Genomic DNA, 20803 nt, shown 5'->3' on the forward strand with positions numbered 1-20803 from the left:
TTCATGAAACCATCTAACCCATCGTATGATGAGAGAAAAGTTTTTGTCCGCCTAAACTTAAGAAGTAGTGCAAACTCTATTTGCGATATGTTATAATGGGTGTATTCATAGATTCTTGAAGAGAAATGGGGAAAGGAAACGAAGGTATGAGGGTGAAAAGAATGAAAAGTAAGATATTGTTGATTGATGATGAACGCGAGATGGAGGTTTTCCTGCAAGAGGCCTTGCAGGGAGAGGATTATGAGTTGGTTCAATTTACGACGGGAAAAGAGGCCTTGGAGTATCTAACGAAAAATAAGGCACACCTCATTCTCCTCGATGTTCAGCTGCCGGATATGAACGGGCTGGAGATCTTAGAAAAGATTCGGACTAAGGATCCTGTCACCCGGGTGGTGATGATTACCGCCTTTGCTACGGTTGAGATGGCTGTCCAGGCCATGAAGATCGGAGCCGATGATTTCCTTTGCAAGCCGATCACCCTGGAGAATGTCCGCGAAGTCGTCTTAAATCAATTAAAGGAAGTCGTTCCTGAGACGAAACGGGGGATCGGCGTTCCGCTGGAGGAAGTGGAACGGAAACACATCGATTATGTCTTAAAGCTTAACAACAGCAATCGGCGAAAAACGGCAGAGGCGTTGGGCATTAGTCTTAGGACCTTGTATTATAAGATTAAACAGTATGATCTGGACTAAAGGGAGTTTCATGGGAAAAGCACCATAAGAGGTGCTTTTTTTTCTCTTTCCGGATGATACGCGAATTTTACAATCAATTTACACTCGTGTGATACAATATCTTTATGATTTGATTGGAAATTACCACAGCCTGGATGGGAGGAGATCATCTCTTGAAGTATCGCATGATCGCCTTAGATGTTGACGGAACGTTGATCGACGACCGATTTCAGATCCAACCGAAAACGAAAGGGATCTTAAAAGAATTGTATGATGACGGAGTAGAGATTGCCCTTTGTACAGGGAGAAATCCAAGTGGGGCTATCCCCCTGATGGAAGAGATCGGTGTAGAAGGTCCGGTGATTGTCCATAATGGGGCCCTTTCCCTCCACTCGACAAGTAAAGAGATCTATGGAACCCTGGGTTTTCACATGTCGGAACTGCAGGATGTGGTGGAGTTTTGCCGAGCACAGGGAATCCATTTCGATGTGAATACTCCCTTTCATCTTTATGTGGAGAGGATGGATCCCCGTTTAGAGCGGCTCTATCAATCCTATTTTGCACAACCCATTCTCTTAAGAGATGTGATGGAACTGGACGAAGATGTGGTAAAGCTTTCCCTTCTCGGGGAGGAGGAGCTGATCGACCGTTTGGTCGGTGAGATCGAAGAGCGCTTTCCATATTTCCGTTCCATCCGCAGCGGAGAAAATTATATCGATATCATGCATCCCGATGCCAGCAAAGGGTATGGGCTTCGCATCGTAGCGGAGAAGTTAAATATACCGTTAGATGAAATTGTCGCGTTCGGGAATTATTACAACGATATCGAGATGTTAGCGGAGGTAGGGTTCGGCATTGCCATGGAGAACAGTCCCATCGAGGTAAAGAACATTGCGAAGGCGGTCACCCGCTCGAATAATGAAGAGGGAATTTATTACGGGCTCAGGGAGCATTTCTATAAAGATTCATCCGCTCATGGATTGATTCGTCATGGGATTCCAAAAACTTCCTTCCAATGGAATCGCTGAATTTGTTGCCACAAAGCTTTGATCGATGGGAAAAAGTGGGGGCTCCTTGTGATGAATTCATTTTTACCACGAATTTGCTATAATAGGGGGAAGAAAGGATGGGACGTTTATGACCATGATCAACCCCCAGAATCCCCTCATCATTCAAAGTGACCGTACCCTTCTTTTGGAGGTGGCGAATCCCCTCTTCGCCGAAGTGAGGGATGCCATCTCTCCCTTTGCCGATCTCCTTAAGAGTCCGGAATATATTCATACATACCGCATCACTCCTCTATCTCTCTGGAACGCGGCTTCGACCGGCATGGGCGAAGGAGAGATTCTCGGCATTTTGGAGAAGTATGCGAAGTATGGCGTGCCGGAGATGATCCGAAAGGAGATCGAGGATACGGTTCGCCGTTTCGGCTTGCTCCAATTGATCTCGGATGAGGGTAGGCTTTATCTCGTCACCGAAGACCCCCTCCTGTTGAAAGAGATTTGGGGTTATCGGTCTGTCCGCAAACTCTTTCCGAATCCTCCGGATGAGAGCTTTCGGAAGGTTGAGATTCCTCTGGGGATGCGGGGCGCCGTGAAACTGGAACTGATCAAATTGGGATTTCCGGTGCAAGACTTGGCCGGTTACACGGAAGGGGCTCCCCTTGAGATCCGCTTGCGGAAGACAACCCGGGGAGGTCGCCCTTTTTCCCTGCGGGATTATCAGTCGGAGGCCGTCGAAGCGTTTCATGCACAGGGTAGTGCCTATGGAGGAAGCGGGGTTTTGGTCCTGCCGTGCGGAGCCGGGAAGACCATCGTCGGGCTTGGGGTGATGGAGAAGGTAAAGATGGAGACCCTTATTCTCACCACGAACGGCACCTCCGTGAAGCAATGGGTGAGGGAGTTATTGGACAAGACGTCTCTCACGGAAGAGAAGATTGGAGAGTATACCGGAGAGAAGAAAGAGATCCGGCCGGTTACCGTGGCCACCTACCAAATTTTAACCTATCGGCCGGACAAAGAGAAAGAGGAGTATCCCCATCTGGAGCTCTTTAATCAGCGGAATTGGGGGCTTATCATCTACGATGAAGTTCATCTTCTTCCCGCCCCTGTGTTCCGCATCACGGCGGACATTCAGGCGAAACGGAGGCTTGGCTTAACCGCCACATTGGTACGGGAGGATGGAAGGGAGGAGGATGTCTTTTCTCTCATCGGTTCCAAAAAGGCGGACGTCCCTTGGAAAGATCTCGAGGATGAAGGGTGGATCGCAGAAGCCTCGTGTATAGAAATTCGGGTCCCCATGCCGACGGATGTAAGGGAAAATTATGTGGTGGCCGGGGCCAGGGAAAAGTATCGTATCGCAGCGGAGAACCCTGAAAAGCTCGCGGTTTTGGACCATCTCCTTAAGAGGCACCGGGAGGATCAGGTGCTCGTCATCGGGCAATATATCCGTCAATTGGAGGAGATCGCCACCCGTTATAACGCCCCCCTCATCACAGGAAAAACCACCCAGTGGGAACGGGAAAAGCTTTATGAGGATTTTCGCACGGGGAAGATACGCCTGATCGTCGTCTCCAAGGTGGCGAACTTTGCCATCGATCTCCCGGATGCCAATGTGGCCATCCAGGTTTCGGGTACCTATGGTTCCAGGCAAGAGGAGGCCCAGCGTCTGGGGCGAATTCTTCGACCGAAGGAACGGGAGAATAAGGCTTATTTTTATACGTTGGTCACCCGCGACAGCCGGGATCAGGAGTTCGCCATGAATCGCCAGCTTTTTCTGGTAGAGCAAGGGTACAGCTACGAGATCTGGGAAGCACAGGAGATGGATAGGCTTCTTTATGGGGAAGGGGTTTTGGAGAGGAAAAAGGCAAGCGGCCGTTAGAGAAAAGAATGGGGGGACAATTTTGCGCTTTACCTTGGACAAAGATGCCATCTTGCATCATGAACGGACTTATTTTCTCACCGATCTTGTTCCGATCGAAGAGAACTTAGACCTGCTGGAACAGTTTATCAATAAAAATTTTGCCGATCAGGGGGAGAAGGTGGTTCAGCACGGTAGAGTGGTCGCCCTTCGTTCCACCGACAAAAATCGTCTCTCTTCCGCTTTTAAAGCGGGGATCTACCTCGGCAATTACCATGATCTGGACAACCGTGAGCGATTTCTGACCAAAATGGTGAAAGCAGGACATAGTTATGAACCGATCCGCGGAGAGACGATCCTCTTCCTCTTTATCGGGGTAGGAAAGCCGGTCTATGATCACTTGGTCACCTATAGCGTGGGACGATATACAAGGATTGCCGGAGGGCAGCGCGCCAACCTCCCGTGGGGATATGAAGTTCCCGTGGAAGCGAAAAACAGGGAGCTTTATCTGGAGATGAACTTGCCCCGGATCCGTCAGGTGATTGAATTTCTGAATAAATCGGAGGAAAACCCGGTTCCCGAACAGATTCAGGCAATGCGCTCCTCCCTGCCGGTGGGCTATATCATGCCCCCCTTCTTGATGGAGTTTGGGGAGGAGGCTTTGATTAAGAACGTCTTCCGCCAGCGTCTCTTTGAAAAGGGTGCGCAAGGGGCCACCGTCGATGTGGTCAACGATATGTGGCAATGCGTACTTCAATTGGATCGGGAGAAATGGGAGACCCTCTATGATTATCATGGGCCGCATATCGTGGGTTGGAAGAAGGCGATGCGGACCCTGCGGGATAAAGGGATGACGCTGGAAGATCTCCTTGAAAAGGCAGGTTATCCTGTGAAGAGGGAAGGAGAGGTCTCCATCATCCCCCGGGAAATCAACCTCTATCAACTCCTGATGGAAACCGTGGGCAAGCCTCCCCGTTCCATCTGGGATAAGGAGAAATGAACCATCCCTTATACGCGCATCTTGCAGGGCATGGTGAAAGGAGGATAGGAGATGCCATGGATACATAAGATGAAGACGGGCCTTCCCCTCATCTTAGGGAAAGCGGGGTTAAGCCTTCTCCTCTTCGCGGTCGCCCTATCTTACGAGGAGGCATCCCCGGAACGCCTTACGTTTCTTCTTCTCCTGTTTGCGCTCTTCATGGGGTGGGGTTTTGCCCGCCCTTTTTTTCTGCCCCACTTTCTTCTTTTTCTCGTCGACGGAGTAATTCTCTACCTGATGGAATATGAATCAAAGTATGTGATCAACTACTTTCTCCACTCCCTCTACATCATGGTCTTATTGGAAGCGGGGTTTCTCCTGTCCCGCAAGATGTTTGATCTCACGTTTCTCCTCTTAGCCCCCCTCTCCATGGCCAAATTCGTTTATCTTCTTCTCCATGAGTGGAATGGGCGGACCATCTCGGAATTTCTCTTTAACCTCTTTGCCCTCCTCTTCATGGCGGCCCTCATCCACGCAAAGGAGATCCACCGGGAGGCAATGGCCACCACCCAGGAACTGTATCGGGAACTACTGGACACATACAAGAAGTTAAAAGAGGAGAGAAAGCGTGCCGAGGAGGCCGTTCTCCTCAGGGAAAGGACGCGCATCGCCAGGGAGATTCATGACCGGGTAGGACATCACCTTACCGGTCTCATCCTTCAGTTGGAGATGTTAAGCCTGGAAGGGGAGCGGAACGAGAAATTGGAACGGATCAAGGAGATGGCCCGCCTAAGCCTCGCGGAGACCCGCAAAGCGGTGCATGCCCTTTCCGGTGAGGAGAAGCGGGGGATGAAAGGGATTCTGGAATTCATCGAACGTTTCCGGAGACTTCACCCGGTGAGCATTAAACTGAACCTCTCCGATGCGATCGACCAGGTTCTCCTCACGCCCGAACAGAGCCTCGTCCTTTTTCGCCTCCTCCAGGAATCCCTCACCAATGCCACAAAACACTCCAAAGGAGAAGAGGTGACGATCACCCTGCTTCATGGGGAGGGGAACCGCCTCCATTTTCATATCAAAAATGCGCTCCTTAACGAGGGGGAGATTCGGGAGGGGTTTGGGCTATCTGCCATGCGGGAGCGGGTCGAAGAAGCGGGAGGGAGGTTCTCCTATTTTGCCGATGGAGGATACTTCCATGTAGAAGGGTTTCTCCCCCTTCGGCAGCTTTCGGAAGAAGAATGAGAAGATGAGAGGATACGGGAGAAGATTGAACCGGCGGAGAAAAGATGCGGGAATAGATATAAATAAAAAATATAAAAAAAATTGAACGAGACGGAGATTGTCTGGAGGATGCTTTTGGAGGGAGATGAAGGATGATTCGTATCATCATTGCCGAGGATCAAGCGATCGTGCGCCAAGGACTGGCCGCGCTACTTTCCCGCATGGAAGGGATCCGGGTGGTGGGGGAAGCGGCGAATGGGCGGGAGGCGGTGGAGGCTTGCCGTCTCCACCGGCCTGATCTCGTTTTAATGGATGTGCAGATGCCGGTCTTAAACGGAGTGGAGGCCACTCTTCAGATCAAGAAGGAATTTCCTGCGATCCAGGTTCTGATCCTCACCACCTTTGACGAGGATGAGTACCTCTTTGACGCATTGCAAAATGGGGCCTCCGGCTATCTCCTCAAAGATGCGACGCCGGAAAAAATCGCAGAAGCCATCCGGGAAGTGATGAAGGGTGGGGCCTTCATCGCCCCCCCTGTGGCCAAGAAGGTGGTGGCCCGGCTTAAAGGGGGAATGAAGAGCAGTAAGGGAAAATGGAAGCAGCTTTCCTCATTGACGGATCGGGAACTGGAGATCATCCGCCTCATCGGGGAAGGGAAGAGCAATAGAGAGATTGCGGAAACCCTCTTCCTAACCCAAGGAACGGTGAAAAATTATATTAGCGGAATTCTGCAAAAATTAGAATTACGGGATCGGACCCAGATTGCGATTTTCGCCCTGCGCAACGATCTGGTTTAGAAGAAAATATGACCAAAGTCACGGATCACCGCTTCAGATCCTGACGAAAGGCACCTTACACCTCCGCCGCCGTATGGTACGCTATATGCGTAGAACGCATCGAAAGAAGAATGAAGGATGGAAAGATGAAAATGAGGGCAAAAAGAAGATCGATGCTTTTATCGGTCCTGCTCTTCGCCTTGCTTCTCCTTTCCGCCTGCGGGACGGATCCCAACCAGGCGATGTTTCAGGCCGAAAAAAAGACATTCTCCGTCGGCACTGGGAAAATGGATCTTCTGCTCAAAATGAAGGGGAAGATCAAAGTGTCGGAGGCGAACGGGGAAAAAGAGGTGGATTGGCCGATACCGGAGGTGGAAGCGAAGGTTCAATATGATGCGGGAAAGGGCTTATCTCTGACCCAATACCGCCTCATGTTCAATGAGATCGGGATGGAAGGGAAGATATACCAAAATAGGGGACTCCTCTATCTCGTATCTCCCCTCTTCCCCAAAATACTGGTCCTAAACGGTGCGGAATCGATCCGGGCATCATCTGTATCTCCGCCTGCTCCGCCGATATCCGAAGAGTCGATTGAGAAATTGAAGGAACGGTGGCTATCCCTCCTGCAGGAGGAAGAAGCGGCGCGCCTCGGAGACCTCCTCCTTGATACCCCGGATGGGAAAGTAAAGGCGAAGAAGTATCAGATCTACTTAACTTCCGGGAATCTGCACTCCTTATTGACGGACAGCCTTGCCATCGTTCGCCGGGACGAGACCTTTCGCAAACAGATGGAGGAATATGTAAAAGAATATCGTGCGGAGGGAGCGCCTTTAAGCGCGGATCAAGCCTTTGATAAGATGAATGAGCTCCTTCAAAATCTCGAGATCGGTCCCCTTAGCTATTACGCCTATATTGACCGGGACGGCTATGTGATCAAGGAAAATCTGGAAGTGGCCATCGATCAAATGACCCTATCCTTTGACCTTTCCCGATGGGATTTGGGAAAGTCCGTCGAAATCAACATGCCGGAAGTAACGGAAGAGAACGCGCAATCACTCGAAGCGTTTTTGCGCGGGATTGGAGCTTCCGAAGTGCCGATACCAAAGATCGGGAAGTAAGGTCGGATCAGAGGATAGATTCTCATGGTGACGGATGGTTCCATTTGTAAAAAGGACGAGAGAAGCAGAAAGGGAGGATCCATGATGGAGGTATTGGAAGGAAGAGATTTGGTGAAGCGGTACCCGAACACGGTAGCCGTCGACGGGGTTCACTTTCGGCTGCGAAAGGGGGAGATCCTGGGTCTCCTCGGACCGAACGGTGCCGGGAAGTCCACCATGATCGGCATGCTTTCTACCCTTATTCCCCCCAGCGAAGGAGAGATCCTTCTGGACGGGGCAGATGTGCTGAAGAATCCGAAGATACTGCGGAACAGATTAGGGGTGGTCCCCCAGGAGATTGCCCTTTACCCCGATCTTACCGGAGAAGAGAATCTGCTCTTCTTTGGCCGGGTGTATGGGTTAAAGGGAAAGGCATTACGCCGCAGGGTGGAGGAAGTTTTGGAGATCATCAACCTTACGGACAGGGCAAAGGAGAGGGTCGGCCGCTATTCGGGGGGAATGAAGCGGCGGATCAACATCGGCTCCGCCCTCCTCCACCGGCCGGAAATCCTCTTCATGGATGAACCGACGGTGGGGATTGATCCCCAGTCCCGCCGCTTAATTCTGGATACCATTAAAGACTTAAACCGGGAAGGGCTCACCATCCTCTACACCAGTCACTACATGGAGGAGGTCGATTTCCTGTGCGACCGCATCTACATCATGGATCACGGGAAGATCATCGCCGATGGGACGAAAGAGGAATTGATCGCGAGAATCTCTAACGAAGAGACGATCGAACTCTCCTTTGAACGGAATGGAAAAGAGCTCCTCCATGCCCTCGAAGGACTTCCGGGCGTTCACGTGGTTCACCGGAGAGGAGAGAAAATTGAGATCATCGTGGGGAAAGGGATGGAACCATTGGGAAAGATCGTTCACCTCGCCGAAAATTCCAATACCTCTCTCCTCTCCGTCGAAGTGAAAAAACCCACCTTGGAAGATCTCTTCCTGCATCTCACCGGACGCGGGCTGAGGGAGTAAGGGGGGAAAAGATGATTTGGCAGATGACGATAAAAGATGTAAAACGGATGATCCGGGACAAAAAGGCGCTCCTCATCACCCTCCTCATGCCGATCGTGCTCATCGCCATCCTCGGCTTTTCGGTCGGTTCCTTCATGCAGGGGGAGAGCACGTTAAGCCCGGCACAAGTGGCGGTGGTCAATGAAGATGACATCAACCGGGATCTGGAAAAGTTGAAGAGCGTTCTCACCGCCTCCCCCTTCGCTCGGGGGATCGGTGAAAGGGAGATGGGAGAGATTCTCGAGAAACTGAGTTCCTTTCATCCGGCCGAGGTGCTGACGGAGAGAGTCTTAAAAGACGAGAAAATCGCATCCTGGATATCGGTTGAAACGATGGGAAAAGAGGAGGCGTTCCGCCGGCTGAAAGAAGGAAAGGTGACGGCGGTGATCCTGATCCCGGAAGGTTTTGCTTACCGCTATTGGCTGAGTTCCCTGCTCCCTGTGATAAGCCCCTCCACCGTCGAAGTGTGGCAGGATCCCGACCAGGAGATCCGGGCCGGAATCGTTGAAGGCATCGTGAGAGCCTATACGGACACCCTCTCGGCGGGGATTCTGGCGAAAAATGTATTTCAGGAAGCGGCTGTGGAGATGAACCGAGGGGATAAGGCCTATTCCCAGATAGAAACCTTGCTCACCTCCGTGGGGAAGGGGGAGGGGAAAGAGTTTGAAGTTCATTTTCGCTCCATCGCCGTGGAAGGAAAGAAGAGCATCTCGGGGTTTCAGTATTATGCCGCCGCCATGAGCGCCATGTTTATCCTCTTTACCGCCTCCTATGGCGCCGAATATTTCATTCAGGAAAGCCGGTTTCATACCTATGAGCGGATCCTCTTATCCGGCAGGGGGAGAGGAGTTCTCTACGCAGGCAGATTTCTCTCCACCTCCCTTTTTTCTCTATTGCAGATGATCCTTCTTCTCCTCTTCTCCCGTTTTCTCTTCGGGGTAAACTGGGGAGACCCTGTTGCACTTTTCCCTCTCCTGCTCTTCGTCTCCCTGGGCGTCGGCGGATTAAGCCTTCTTTTATCCGCGATCAACCATGTGGCGGGAAACGAGAAAGGCTCGGAGATCTTCAGCGGTTTTATCACCCAGATCATGGCCCTGGCCGGGGGGAGCTTCATTCCTGTCGCGTACTTGCCGGATGGTTTGCGGCTTCTGGGGGATTTCACCATCAACGGTGCCGCCCTACAAGGATTTGTAAAAGTGATGCAGGGATATTCTCTTTCGGAGATCTTGCCGGTCTTTGCCAATCTCTTTATCATGACGCTTCTGTTTATGGCCGCGGCGCTCGCCATCAGCCGCCTAAAGGAGGTGTAAGGATGGGAACCATATTATGGCAGAGAGGAGTTGGGCTTCTCCGCAACAGCAGGATGTTTCTCCTCATGCTTCTTCTCCCCCTTCTATTTACCTTTGCCTTCAGCAACATGGGGACGGCAAGCAAAATCTCCATCCCCCTCTATGATGAAGAGGGCAGCCTGTTGTCGCAAAAGGCGGTTTCTTATCTCAACCGTTCTAGCTCTTATCAATTCGTGCCCGTTTCCCTCGAGAAGTTAAAGTTGGAGGTGGCCGAGGGGAGGGCGGAAGCGGGCATCATCATTCCAAAGGGCTTTTCGGAGGAAATGGCATCGGGCAATGTGGAGATCCAAATGGTGAAGAGCAAGGATTCCACCATTATTCCATCCCTGCAAGGGGTGATCCAAGCAAGCCTCATTAAGATGCATACCGAACAGGCCGGGGTGAGGGCGATCCTTCGTTCCTTAACTCAACTTGGGCTCGATGCGAATCGGCCCCAGGTGACCACCCGGGTGGAGGAACTTCTGGCCGAACGCCGGAAGGAGACTTTACCCGTCTCCACCGCAGGAAAGACGGCAGAAGGGAGCAAAGCCTTCCGCTATGATCCGAAGCTTCAATCCTCATTGGGCTTTATGCTCTTCTTCGTCATCTACTCCATCATCTTTTCCCTCTCGGAGATGCTGAATGACAGGCGACAGGGGATCTGGGATCGCCTCCTCATCTCACCCCTTCGAAAAAGAGAGATCTACCTGGGCAATTTCCTTTACAGTTTTATGGTGGGATATGGGCAGCTTCTCATCCTCCTGGGCGCGAGTCGGCTTCTCTTCGGAGTCAACTGGGGCGAGGGATGGGGGCCGATTCTCTTTCTCCTCGCGATCTATACCGTAACCATCGCAGCCTTTGGAATGCTCCTCTCCGGTTTCGTGAAGAACACGCAGCAGCTTAATGCCGTCGTCCCCATCTTTGCCGTCAGTTTTGCCATGTTGGGAGGCGCCTTTTGGCCGCTGGAGGTGGTTACCTCCCCGTGGCTAATCACCGTCGCGAAAGGCATTCCCCTTTACTACCCCATGAGCGCCATCAAGGAGATCCTTCTCAATCAGCAGGGATGGAATGTGGTTTGGCTGCCGACCGCCGTCCTCCTTCTCATGGCCGTTCTCTTTATGGGGATTGGGGTCCACCTTTTTGAAAGGAAAGGGGTAGAGTAAAGAGATTAATCATGTGAGGTTTGGGCGATCTCCTCTACTTTGGGTTGTTTTGGCATGGATGATATTCCCATGCCGATTAACCCGCACAGGAATAACAACAACCCCCCCATGGCGTAGAGCGCTCTGGCTCCGAAAGAATCGGCAAGGAATCCGATCCCACCGTAGGTAAAGGGGATGGCCATATTAAAGAGAATCGAACTAAAGCTATTTACTCTCCCTCTCATGTGGGATGGAGTGAGGGTTTGTAATAATGTTCCCATGGGGAGGCTCGCCACCATCACACCGATTCCGAGGAGAAAATTGCCCGCATAGGCGATCAAAGGCCAGGGGGCGATGGAGACGAGGATCATCCCCATTCCCTCCATCCCTAATCCCACGACGAACCATAAACCAATCCTTTTTATGGATAGCGTTCCGGTGAGGAATCCTCCGAGGATTAGGCCTAAAGCGATGGCAGAGTCAAACATGCCTAACACGTCGGCATTCGCATGCAATTCCTTTTGGATGAACATGGGCGGGAGAACGTTTGTGGGCCCAAGGGCGATATTGCTGATCGTTCCGATCAGAATGAGGGCGAATAAAAACCTTTGATTTACAATCCACATGATCCCTTCTTTCACATCTCCCCAAAGGCTATTCCCTTGATTTGTTACCGAATCTTGTGTATAGGGGATGTATTTCGCAAATTGTACAAATAGCGCTGAGAGTAAAAAAGTAAGACTGTTAAATAAAACTGAAACGGCCGGTCCGACCCAAGCCACCACCACACCTCCGGTAATCATTCCGACAAATCTGCTCATCTGCATGGATGTGGCCAAGATAGAGTTGGCAGTAAGCAATTGATTCTCTTCCACAAGGACAGGGATCCATGCCCCTTTCGCCGCTGAGAATAAGACTTGATTGATCGACATGAGGACGGTGATGACATAAATTTGCCAGATATCGAAAGAACCGGTCCAAATCAAGACTGCGAAGATTCCGGTGATGAGGGCTCTCACGAAATCGGTGATTTGCATCATCCTTTTCCGATTGAAACGATCTGCAAATGCTCCCAGGAACAAACCGAATAAAACTTCAGGTAAAAACCCTGCGATCAAGACTAAACCCGATTGCAGCGCCGACTTCGTTTGGTCGAAAACCAACCAAGCCATTGCAAGATCGTAAAACAGATCCCCAAAATAAGAAATGGTTTGTCCGAGCCATACATTCCGAAAGTCCCTATTCTGTTTGAGGAGGAGAATCGGCATTTCGTTGTTCCTCACTTTGCTTACTTTGTTTGACGTTTTTCATCCAATCTGCGATCTGAAGAGAATGATCATCATAGGTCTGTCTTAGCGAGGAGATAACGTTTTATTACCTTTCAATGAAACGGTTTTGATTCAATTTCCATTTCTCTTCGATTTTCTTCATTTCGGTTTAGTGGATAACCGGCTTTTCTCTTTTATGCGATCGATTTAAGTTCCACTTTCAAAGAGAATCCGCTTGCCTTACGCAGTAGGCTGTTGAGAAAAAGGAACAGTGCTATTTTTTACCGGCTTTTCTGATTTATTTTCAATTGTAGGATAATAGCAAAACGGTGTAATGTCAATAGAATTCTAAAAAATATCTATGATTCTGACAGATATTTTCTAACAATTATTCAACCAATTTTCTAACATCATTCTTACTCGATCAGTCTTTGACCGGTTTGACCAATTCCAGATGCGTGAAATTGTTCAAGCCCCTTTCTTCTATTTATCAACATGGTGTGTTTTCTTTCCTCCTGTTCATGGAGGGTTGGCAACCACGGCAAAAAAATTTTTTCCCCTATTGTCAAAGGGGAAATTTTCAGTTAGAATGAAAATGTTCCTAAATCCGAAACATTGCAGAAAGGAGGTGCCGCAGGTGCCATATCTTGTTCGGAACATCTAATTTCGGGCTGGGCAAAGAACGATACCAGCCCAATCGAAAAACCTGGGTTGGAATATCTTTGCCTCGTTCGAAAGGAGATTTCGGACAGCATATGAGCGTACACCCGCGGCATCTCTTCATATTCGCTTTCTCACAGAGAGGAGGAACCGTTTCTCGTCTTCTTTTGTGAATGCGATTGGAAGAATTTGTCCATAATGGTCGAACCAGGATACCATGGGGTGTATGTCTCCATGGTTTTTTTATTCCCTGTTACTTTTTATTCCCTGTTACTTTTTATTCCCTGTTACTTTTTATTCCCTGTTACTTTTTATTCCCTGTTGCAACATTTGGACCCTATGGCCGTCAAGAAATAGGAGTCTCAACCAGGGAAAAACAAGGGAATTTCAAGGGAATTTAATATATAGGCGAGAGAGCAGAGAGATGAGAGAGAAGTTGAGGAAAAATAGGGGAGGATCGTCTTGAAAATCTTTTTCGACCTGATGTGGTTTTTCAAACAGGAGAAGTGGAAGTATCTTACCGGAGTTATTCTTCTCATGGTGGTCGCCCTTTTAAACCTGGTCCCACCTTACATCGTGGGACAGGTGGTGGACGGAATCAAAGAGAGAACCTTGGATCTATCTTTTCTTTTGACTCGTTTAGGGATCATCCTGGCGGTGGCGGTGGTTGTCTACATTCTCCGCTACTATTGGCGGATCATGATTTTCGGATCTGCCTTCAAATTGGGAATGATCCTCCGGAACCGTCTGTACCGGCATTTCACCCGGCTGTCCCCTTCTTTTTACCACAAGCGGCGCATCGGCGATTTGATGGCCCATTCCACGAACGACATTGAAGCTGTGGAAGGGGCGGCGGGGGACGGAGTTCTCACGTTGGTCGATTCTTTAAGCATGGGGAGCATGGTGGTGGTTACGATGGCATTGATCAATTGGAAGTTAACGCTCCTTGCTCTCATTCCCATGCCTTTTATGGCCTGGGCGACGAGCAAATACGGGATGCTCCTTCATCATCGTTTCGATAGAGCCCAAGCGGCCTTTTCCGATTTAAACGATAAGGTGCAAGAGAACATCTCCGGGGTGCGGGTGGTGAAAGCTTTCGGACAAGAAGAGGCTGAGATCGCTTCCTTTCGGGAATTATCTGACGATGTGGTCCGGAAGAATATCTCCGTCGCTCAAATTGATTCCCTTTTCGGCCCCACCATCACCTTTATTGTAGGACTTTCCTTCATGATTGCCGTGGGGGTGGGATCTTATTACGTCCTAAAGGAGGAGTTGACGATTGGCGGACTTACCTCCTTTACCCTCTATTTAGGCCATCTCATCTGGCCCATGCTCGCTTTCGGGTTTCTCTTCAACATCATGGAGAGGGGGAGCGCCTCCTATGACCGGATCACCCGTCTTCTAGAAGAGCGCCCCGACGTCTTTGACAGGGAGGGGGCGGTGGAAGAGGTGCCGGGCGGTGATGTGGAGGTGGCCATACGCCGGTTTACCTATCCGGAGAAGGATAGCCCCGCCCTGCAGGATATCTTCTTTACTTTAAAACAAGGGGAAACTCTAGGGATTGTAGGAAAAACTGGGAGCGGAAAGACCACTCTCCTTAAACTGTTCATGAGGGAGTTTGATATTACCGATGGGGAGATCCGCATTGGAGGGCGTTCCATTTACGATTTTACCTTGCATGGGCTAAGAAGAGCCTTTGGTTACGTCCCCCAGGATCATTTCCTCTTCTCGGCGACGGTGGCGGAGAATATCGCCTTCGGGAAGCCGGATGCCACCCGGGAGGAGATCGAGGCGGCTGCGAAAATCGCGGCCATCCATGAGGACATCCTCCGCTTTGAGAACGGGTATGATACGCTGGTTGGAGAACGGGGCGTCACCCTATCGGGGGGGCAGAAGCAGCGAATCTCCATCGCAAGAGCCATTCTTATGAATCCGGAGGTCCTCATTTTGGATGACTCTCTTTCCGCTGTCGACGCGAAGACGGAGGAGGAGATCCTAGGGAAACTCTCCCGGAATCGGGCGAATAAGACGACGATGATCTCCGCTCACCGCTTAAGCGCCATTCAACATGCCGATCTCATCCTCGTATTGGAAGATGGGAAGATTGTGGAACGAGGCAAACATGAAGAACTGATGGCAGAAGAGGGTTGGTACCGGGAGATGTACCTAAGGCAGCAATTGGAGGCTGAAGTAGAGGAAGGGGGAAAGGCGAATGGATGAACAGTTTGAAGTCTTGGAAAGGGTGACCCGTCAAAGGGTGGTGAGGAGGCTCTTTCGATACCTTCTTCCCTTTTGGAAGCATCTTGCCCTTGCCTTTCTTCTCCTTACCCTGGCGACAGGGGCGGACGTGGCGGGCCCCATTCTGGTGAAGAACTTTATTGACGGTTATTTAACCCCCCGAAATCTTGTGGTAAGCGCCATTCTCCTTTTGGCCGCCGGGTATTTCGTTCTTTTGGTGGCGGCAACGGTTTTTCACTACTTTCAATATCTCTATTTTAATAAAATTGCTTTATGGGTAATCCAGCGGATCCGCGTCGATCTCTTTGCGAAGGTGCAGCGTCTGGGCCTTTCCTTCTTCGACCGAACTCCGGGGGGAAGCCTCGTATCCCGCATCACCAATGATACGGAGGCGATAAAGGAGCTTTATGTCAACGTATTGTCCACGTTCGTGCAGAACATCTTCTTTATCCTGGGCGTCTTCGTCGCCATGTTTACCTTGGATGCCCGTTTGGCGGCTCTTCTCCTCCTGGTTATTCCGGTCATTCTGGCCTTGATGAAGACGTATCGCCATTTCAGTTCGAAGATCTTCCATATTGCTCGCTCTAAACTTAGCCAGTTGAACGCCAGGCTCAACGAATCCCTCCAGGGGATGACCATCATTCAGGCGATGCGGCAGGAGAAGAGGATGCAGCAGGAATATGAGGCGATCAGCCGGGGCTATTTCTTCGCTTTTTTAAAGCAGATTAAGATTAACGGCCTTCTGGTTCGCCCTGCGGTGGATTTCATTTACCTCATCACGCTCATCTTCATCCTCGGATTCTTTGGGATTAAATCCTTTTCCAATCCGATTGAGATCGGCGTTCTTTATGCCTTTGTCAATTACCTGGACCGAATGTTCGAGCCCATCAATGAGATGATGTTCCGGCTCACCTCCTTTCAGAAAGCGGTGGTGGCGGCAGAGAGAGTGTTTGGGCTCATGGATGAAACCCGCCTTGCTCCATCTCAGGAAGGAGAGAAAAATCCGCAAATCGAAGAAGGTTTGGTGGAGTTTAAAAATGTCAGTTTCTCTTACGATGGGAAGACGGAGGTATTGAAGAACATTTCCTTCGTGGCAAAACCGGGACAGACGGTCGCCTTAGTCGGACATACAGGTAGTGGAAAAAGCTCCATCATTAACCTATTGATGCGCTTTTATCCGGTGGAAAAGGGAGAAATTCTAATCGACGGGGTCCCCTTACCGGCTTATTCCGATGCGGAACTGAGGAAAAAGGTGGGCCTCGTCCTTCAAGACCCTTTCCTCTTTGTGGGGGATGTGAAGTATAACATCCGGCTTCATAACAAGGAAATCAGCGATGAAGAAATTGTAGAGGCGTCCCGTTTCGTGCAGGCGGACGCATTTATCGAACGATTGCCCGGGAAATATGATGAACCGGTGGTGGAGAGAGGAGCCACCTTCTCCAGCGGACAGCGGCAACTCATCGCGTTTGCCCGGACCATGGCACTGAAACCGAAGATCCTGGTTCTCGATGAGGCAACGGCCAGTGTCGATACGGAAACAGAGGAGGCGATCCAGGTCGCCTTGGGACGGATGCGTCAGGGACGGACCACCATCGCCATCGCCCATCGTCTTTCCACCATACAGGACGCGGATCTCATCTTGGTTCTTCATCATGGGGAGATCGTGGAACGGGGAACCCATCAGGAACTTTTGGCTAAGAGGGGGCTTTACTATACCATGTTCCTTCTCCAACAGGGAGGGCTCCTTTCGGGAGAGAGGCGGGAACGCATCGAGATGAACGGATAAAGGGGCTTCGGCCCATCTGCGTACAGCGAAGCAAGAAATTTGGTAAATAAAGGAAAAAAGAAAAAGTGAAAGGGAGATTATATAGAGGATTGTCCGGCCCCCTGGGTTGAAACATTTGGATAGAGAGCGATGGAGCAAAAGCAATCCGAAACAAGCCGGGCGATCCGGGGGAATGAGAGATACACCGTACAAAATGGGATAGGGAGAGAGAAAAATAGAGATAGCTGAGGAAGTAGAGAGAGTGGAAGAAGAGAAAAAGAAGGGGAAAAAATGCGTTTTCGGGATTTCCATCCGAATGTGAAGATTCGAATTTACGTCAGTTTCATCACCAGTTTTGCCCAATCATTAACCTTTCCGTTTATGGCGATCTATTTTGCCCACTATTTCGGAGAGGCGTTTACCGGGCTTCTTTTCTTAGCCAGCATCCTTTTAAGCATAGCGACCGGTTTTTATGGCGGCTACTTCGCCGACCGGGTGGGGAGGAAGAAATTGATGGTCTTAGCGGAGGCCGTATTTTTTGGGGGATATTTTCTGACGATGATGGCCAACTCGCCCTGGCTCATCTCGCCGGAGATTACCGCTTTCACGTTTCTCCTCATCAGTTCCTTCTGGGGAATCTACGGGCCTGCCGGGGATGCGATGCTCCTTGATGTAACCACGTCGGAGAATAGGACCTTGATGTATTCCATCATGTACTGGAGCCACAACCTCACCTTGGCGGTAGGGGCGTCGATCGGAGCCTTTTTCTTTGAAAAACATCGCTTTATTCTTTTCGCTGTCATGACGGGGGCGGTCCTTCTCTCCCTCCTCACCACCATTTTTTTGGTTCAGGAGACCTATGATGCGAAGAAAGAGCGGGAAGAGAGAGAGAGAATTCGGGGGCGGAAAGATGGCCTCATCCGAAATTACCTTCAAGTGATAACGGATGCCCCCTTCATGCTGTTCGGTTTGGCTTCTTTACTGATCGTCACCTTGGAATTTCAGCTTCAGAACTATATCGGGATACGCCTGGCAAAGGAGGTTCCGGAGCAGAGCCTTTTTGGAATTTCTTTCAATGGGGTAAACCTTCTCGGATTCTTGCAGACGGAGAATACGGTGCTGGTCGTTCTACTGGCCGCCTTCGCAGCCGTTATCACCCGAAGGTTCCCGGAGGAGAAGATGCTTTACGTGGGCTCTTTTCTGTACATCATCGGATATAGTGTCATTACCGCCGTGAACCTCCCCGTCCTTTTGCTTTTGGCGATGCTTCTGGCCACCATCGGAGAGGTCATAAAGGTACCGGTGCAGCAGTCCCTCTTCGCGGAGATGATACCCGGCCACTCGCGCAGCGCCTACATCGCCGTGAACGGCTTTGTCTGGCAGGGAGCCCGGGTACTCTCCTCCCTGGGTGTTCTTTTGGGAACCGTTTTAAGCGGATGGGAGATGGGATTGGTCGCCTTTTTCATGGGGGTGGGAGGGATGTTCCTCTATCGCACGGTCATGCCGGAGATTCAAGCCCGGCGGGAGAAATGGAAGAAGGAGGAGTTCTCATCTTCCACCGATGACGAAAAGAGGGAAGTGCTGATCGGTTCTTAGGCATGGGATGGTCAAGTCACAGAGGGGGGAGAAATCCAATTCTATCTCCCCTTCTGTGACTTTTTATCGTTCACCTCTTATTTTACATTTTGTAGAATTTGTTCAAAAAGGAAGAATAATTTTAGTTTCAACAGGTGGTCAAAATTTTTGAAATCCACTTGGAGGATTTCGCTGATTTTTTCTAACCGATATGCGGCGGTATTCCGATGAATATATAATTGGTTGGCGGTCTCTTTAATTTGCCCGTTGGTCTGGATGAAGATCTCCAGCGTTTTTAGCATATCGTGCGATGATTCCTGTGATTTTTCCGAAAGGGGGGAAATGATTTTTTGACAAAATCTCTCCATTTTCTCCCGTGGGACAGACTGGAAAATGTAGGCCAACTCTACGTTATCATATTCAACGACGAGGTTGTTCAGGTTTAACTGTTTGGCCGTATCTTTGGCGTTAACACACTCCCGATATGCGTCGGCAAGATCTTCTGCTCTCATTTTAGGTTGACTTAGGGAAAAAGAGAGAGAGCCTCCGTAATCTAAAGAAAGCTCTGAAAATATTCGTGCGATGGTATCGGAGAGTTTACGTTCTCCTTTGGGAAGTTTGGCAGGAATAATGGAAAAGATTTCATCCCCAATGAAAAAGTGAAGGTTGGACATCTCCTTAAGCAGAGGGTGGTAGAGCATTTCTTGATAGACTCTTTTGAGCAGTTTTTCTTTTGAAAGATGGTCGGCGTCCTGGACGGTGGCCAGGAGGCATTGGTAGGGTTCATTACAAAAGGGAATCCCCATGCGCGCAGTATAATTCATCAATGTATGGATAGAAACTTTTTGTTTCAGATAGTCACGTACCAAAGCGGTGATTTCTTTTTGAATTGATCCTTCCAGATGTTCCTTCTCCATTGCCTCCAAGTGAACCGCGATGATTTCGGCGGTTTGCAATAATAACCCCTTTTCTTCTCTTAAGGATTGGGATTCCTGTGAGTGGAATACAACAAATCCGACTCCGTTCGACGGATCTCCATGGGTTTGAAGGGGGATCAGAGTCAATTTTCCGATATCGGTACGAATCGACTGAATGATCGGTTTCCAGGGCCATCCTTTCAGTATTTGCTCCTTTGGGAGAGAAAGATTGTTAAACAAAATATGTCCGTGGGAACCAACGACAGCCATCGGAAATTCGATAATCGACGATAAATTCATGAAGAAATCGCCGGTCTTTCCGTTTAATGCAAAGCGAATCAGTTCTTTCTGTTTATTCAAAATGCGCTTCAATTGTTGGGTTCTCTTCTGCATTTCTGCATTGAATAGGCCTTTGATTTGATCGGAAAAGGTAAATTGATAAGGGAGTTCAATCAAGGGAAAGGATAGGAGATCCGCCTCTCTGACGAGGGATTCGGGAATATCCGTCCAAAACCTTCCTAATTTAATGCCCAGTCCGGCAGAGCCCTTTTGCACGAGTTTCCGAAGCAGATGAATGGCATCCTCCGGATTGTCTTTCAATAGATAGGCTGTCGTAAATAGAATCTCTCCTTCATGAATCCAATCGGAGATGTCCGGGGCATCCATGATGTTGACGGACTTAACGATTCGGTTCAATCCTGTTTTTCCGGCGATCAGTTTACCCTCGGACAAAGGGTAGATGGATAGTGCATCCTCTACGGTGAACTGCATCTCGGCACCATCCTTTCAGTCGTGCTTTTTAGCAGTTAAGATCGTCTTTATAAAAATTATAATCTACGTAAGTAAAATTACAATATTGAAGTTATAATACATGACATATTTACAGGGGAGAATCGATCCTTTCAGAGATCATCATGCAAGCATAAAGCAGCAAGAACGAGGCGAAGAATTAAAATTAACATGATACGTGGAAGAATTTAAAATTAACATAATACGTGATTTTATATAACGGATTTGATTCCGTGTAGTAAATCTAACGAATATAAAGGGCTTACATTGTGATAAGGTACAAATCGAATGAAACCTACTTGTGAAGGGCGAAAATGATGTGGTATAAAAGGAGGCAATAGAAGATAAATTTACTCTATGTGTTATTTAAATTTACATCAAACTATTGCCGGAGGAGGTGAAGAGAAGATTATTCAATTTGGAAATGTTACGCTGAAG

At 49.5% G+C, this 20803-nt stretch carries 15 protein-coding genes; 13 read left to right on the forward strand and 2 right to left on the reverse strand.

Translation table 11 applies throughout. The annotated features are described in order from the left end of the window. Positions 1-161: 161 nt before the first annotated feature. The 10 genes from THEAE_RS21865 (at position 162) to THEAE_RS0103425 (ending at position 11174) form a co-directional block, all read left to right on the forward strand. The gene (locus THEAE_RS21865; RefSeq protein ID WP_005587272.1) at positions 162-692 is read left to right on the forward strand and encodes a response regulator; all 531 of its coding nucleotides are present in this window, start codon (positions 162-164) and stop codon (positions 690-692) included. A 152-nt stretch (positions 693-844) separates the two neighbouring features. Beyond that, positions 845-1699, forward strand: coding sequence for a Cof-type HAD-IIB family hydrolase (locus THEAE_RS19835; RefSeq protein ID WP_051430784.1), 855 nt, complete (start codon positions 845-847; stop codon positions 1697-1699). 109 nt (positions 1700-1808) lie between these two features. After that, on the forward strand, positions 1809-3551 hold the full coding sequence (locus tag THEAE_RS0103390) for a DNA repair helicase XPB (RefSeq protein ID WP_005587274.1): 1743 nt from the start codon (positions 1809-1811) through the stop codon (positions 3549-3551). Between the two features lie 22 nt (positions 3552-3573). Continuing rightward, on the forward strand, positions 3574-4530 hold the full coding sequence (locus THEAE_RS0103395) for a hypothetical protein (RefSeq protein WP_039944740.1): 957 nt from the start codon (positions 3574-3576) through the stop codon (positions 4528-4530). 51 nt (positions 4531-4581) lie between these two features. Continuing rightward, positions 4582-5751, forward strand: coding sequence for a sensor histidine kinase (locus tag THEAE_RS0103400; RefSeq protein ID WP_028986519.1), 1170 nt, complete (start codon positions 4582-4584; stop codon positions 5749-5751). A 131-nt stretch (positions 5752-5882) separates the two neighbouring features. Next, the gene (locus THEAE_RS0103405; RefSeq protein WP_028986520.1) at positions 5883-6527 is read left to right on the forward strand and encodes a response regulator transcription factor; all 645 of its coding nucleotides are present in this window, start codon (positions 5883-5885) and stop codon (positions 6525-6527) included. A 125-nt stretch (positions 6528-6652) separates the two neighbouring features. Continuing rightward, complete coding sequence (locus tag THEAE_RS0103410; protein WP_156920534.1) at positions 6653-7624, forward strand: hypothetical protein; 972 nt, start codon at positions 6653-6655, stop codon at positions 7622-7624. A gap of 84 nt (positions 7625-7708) precedes the next feature. Then, positions 7709-8644, forward strand: a complete 936-nt coding sequence (locus THEAE_RS0103415; RefSeq protein WP_425426379.1) for an ABC transporter ATP-binding protein — start codon at positions 7709-7711, stop codon at positions 8642-8644. Positions 8645-8655: 11 nt separating this feature from the next. Then, the gene (locus tag THEAE_RS0103420) at positions 8656-9993 is read left to right on the forward strand and encodes an ABC transporter permease (protein ID WP_028986523.1); all 1338 of its coding nucleotides are present in this window, start codon (positions 8656-8658) and stop codon (positions 9991-9993) included. Between the two features lie 2 nt (positions 9994-9995). Next, entirely contained in the window at positions 9996-11174 is a 1179-nt protein-coding gene (locus THEAE_RS0103425; RefSeq protein WP_028986524.1) for an ABC transporter permease, read from the forward strand. 5 nt (positions 11175-11179) lie between these two features. Here THEAE_RS0103425 and THEAE_RS0103430 read toward each other — a convergent pair whose 3' ends face one another. Further along, on the reverse strand, positions 11180-12421 hold the full coding sequence (locus tag THEAE_RS0103430; protein WP_028986525.1) for an MFS transporter: 1242 nt from the start codon (positions 12419-12421) through the stop codon (positions 11180-11182). 1122 nt (positions 12422-13543) lie between these two features. Here THEAE_RS0103430 and THEAE_RS0103435 point away from each other — a divergent pair. The 3 genes from THEAE_RS0103435 to THEAE_RS19840 all read left to right on the forward strand — a co-directional run bounded on the left by THEAE_RS0103435 (position 13544) and on the right by THEAE_RS19840 (position 18680). Next, entirely contained in the window at positions 13544-15301 is a 1758-nt protein-coding gene (locus tag THEAE_RS0103435; RefSeq protein ID WP_028986526.1) for an ABC transporter transmembrane domain-containing protein, read from the forward strand. Continuing rightward, a complete protein-coding gene (locus tag THEAE_RS0103440) occupies positions 15294-17105 on the forward strand; it encodes an ABC transporter ATP-binding protein (protein ID WP_005587289.1) in 1812 nt (603 codons plus the stop codon). The genes THEAE_RS0103435 and THEAE_RS0103440 overlap by 8 nt, the downstream gene beginning before the upstream one ends. 270 nt (positions 17106-17375) lie before the next feature. Next, positions 17376-18680 (forward strand): MFS transporter, encoded by a 1305-nt coding sequence (locus THEAE_RS19840; protein WP_052329731.1) that lies wholly within the window; start codon positions 17376-17378, stop codon positions 18678-18680. Between the two features lie 77 nt (positions 18681-18757). On the opposite strand, the gene THEAE_RS0103450 is transcribed toward THEAE_RS19840, so the two are convergent. Beyond that, a complete protein-coding gene (locus THEAE_RS0103450) occupies positions 18758-20347 on the reverse strand; it encodes a PucR family transcriptional regulator (RefSeq protein WP_028986527.1) in 1590 nt (529 codons plus the stop codon). Between the last annotated feature and the right edge of the window lie 456 nt (positions 20348-20803).

Source organism: Thermicanus aegyptius DSM 12793, assembly GCF_000510645.1.
In the GTDB taxonomy this organism is placed as follows: domain Bacteria; phylum Bacillota; class Bacilli; order Thermicanales; family Thermicanaceae; genus Thermicanus; species Thermicanus aegyptius.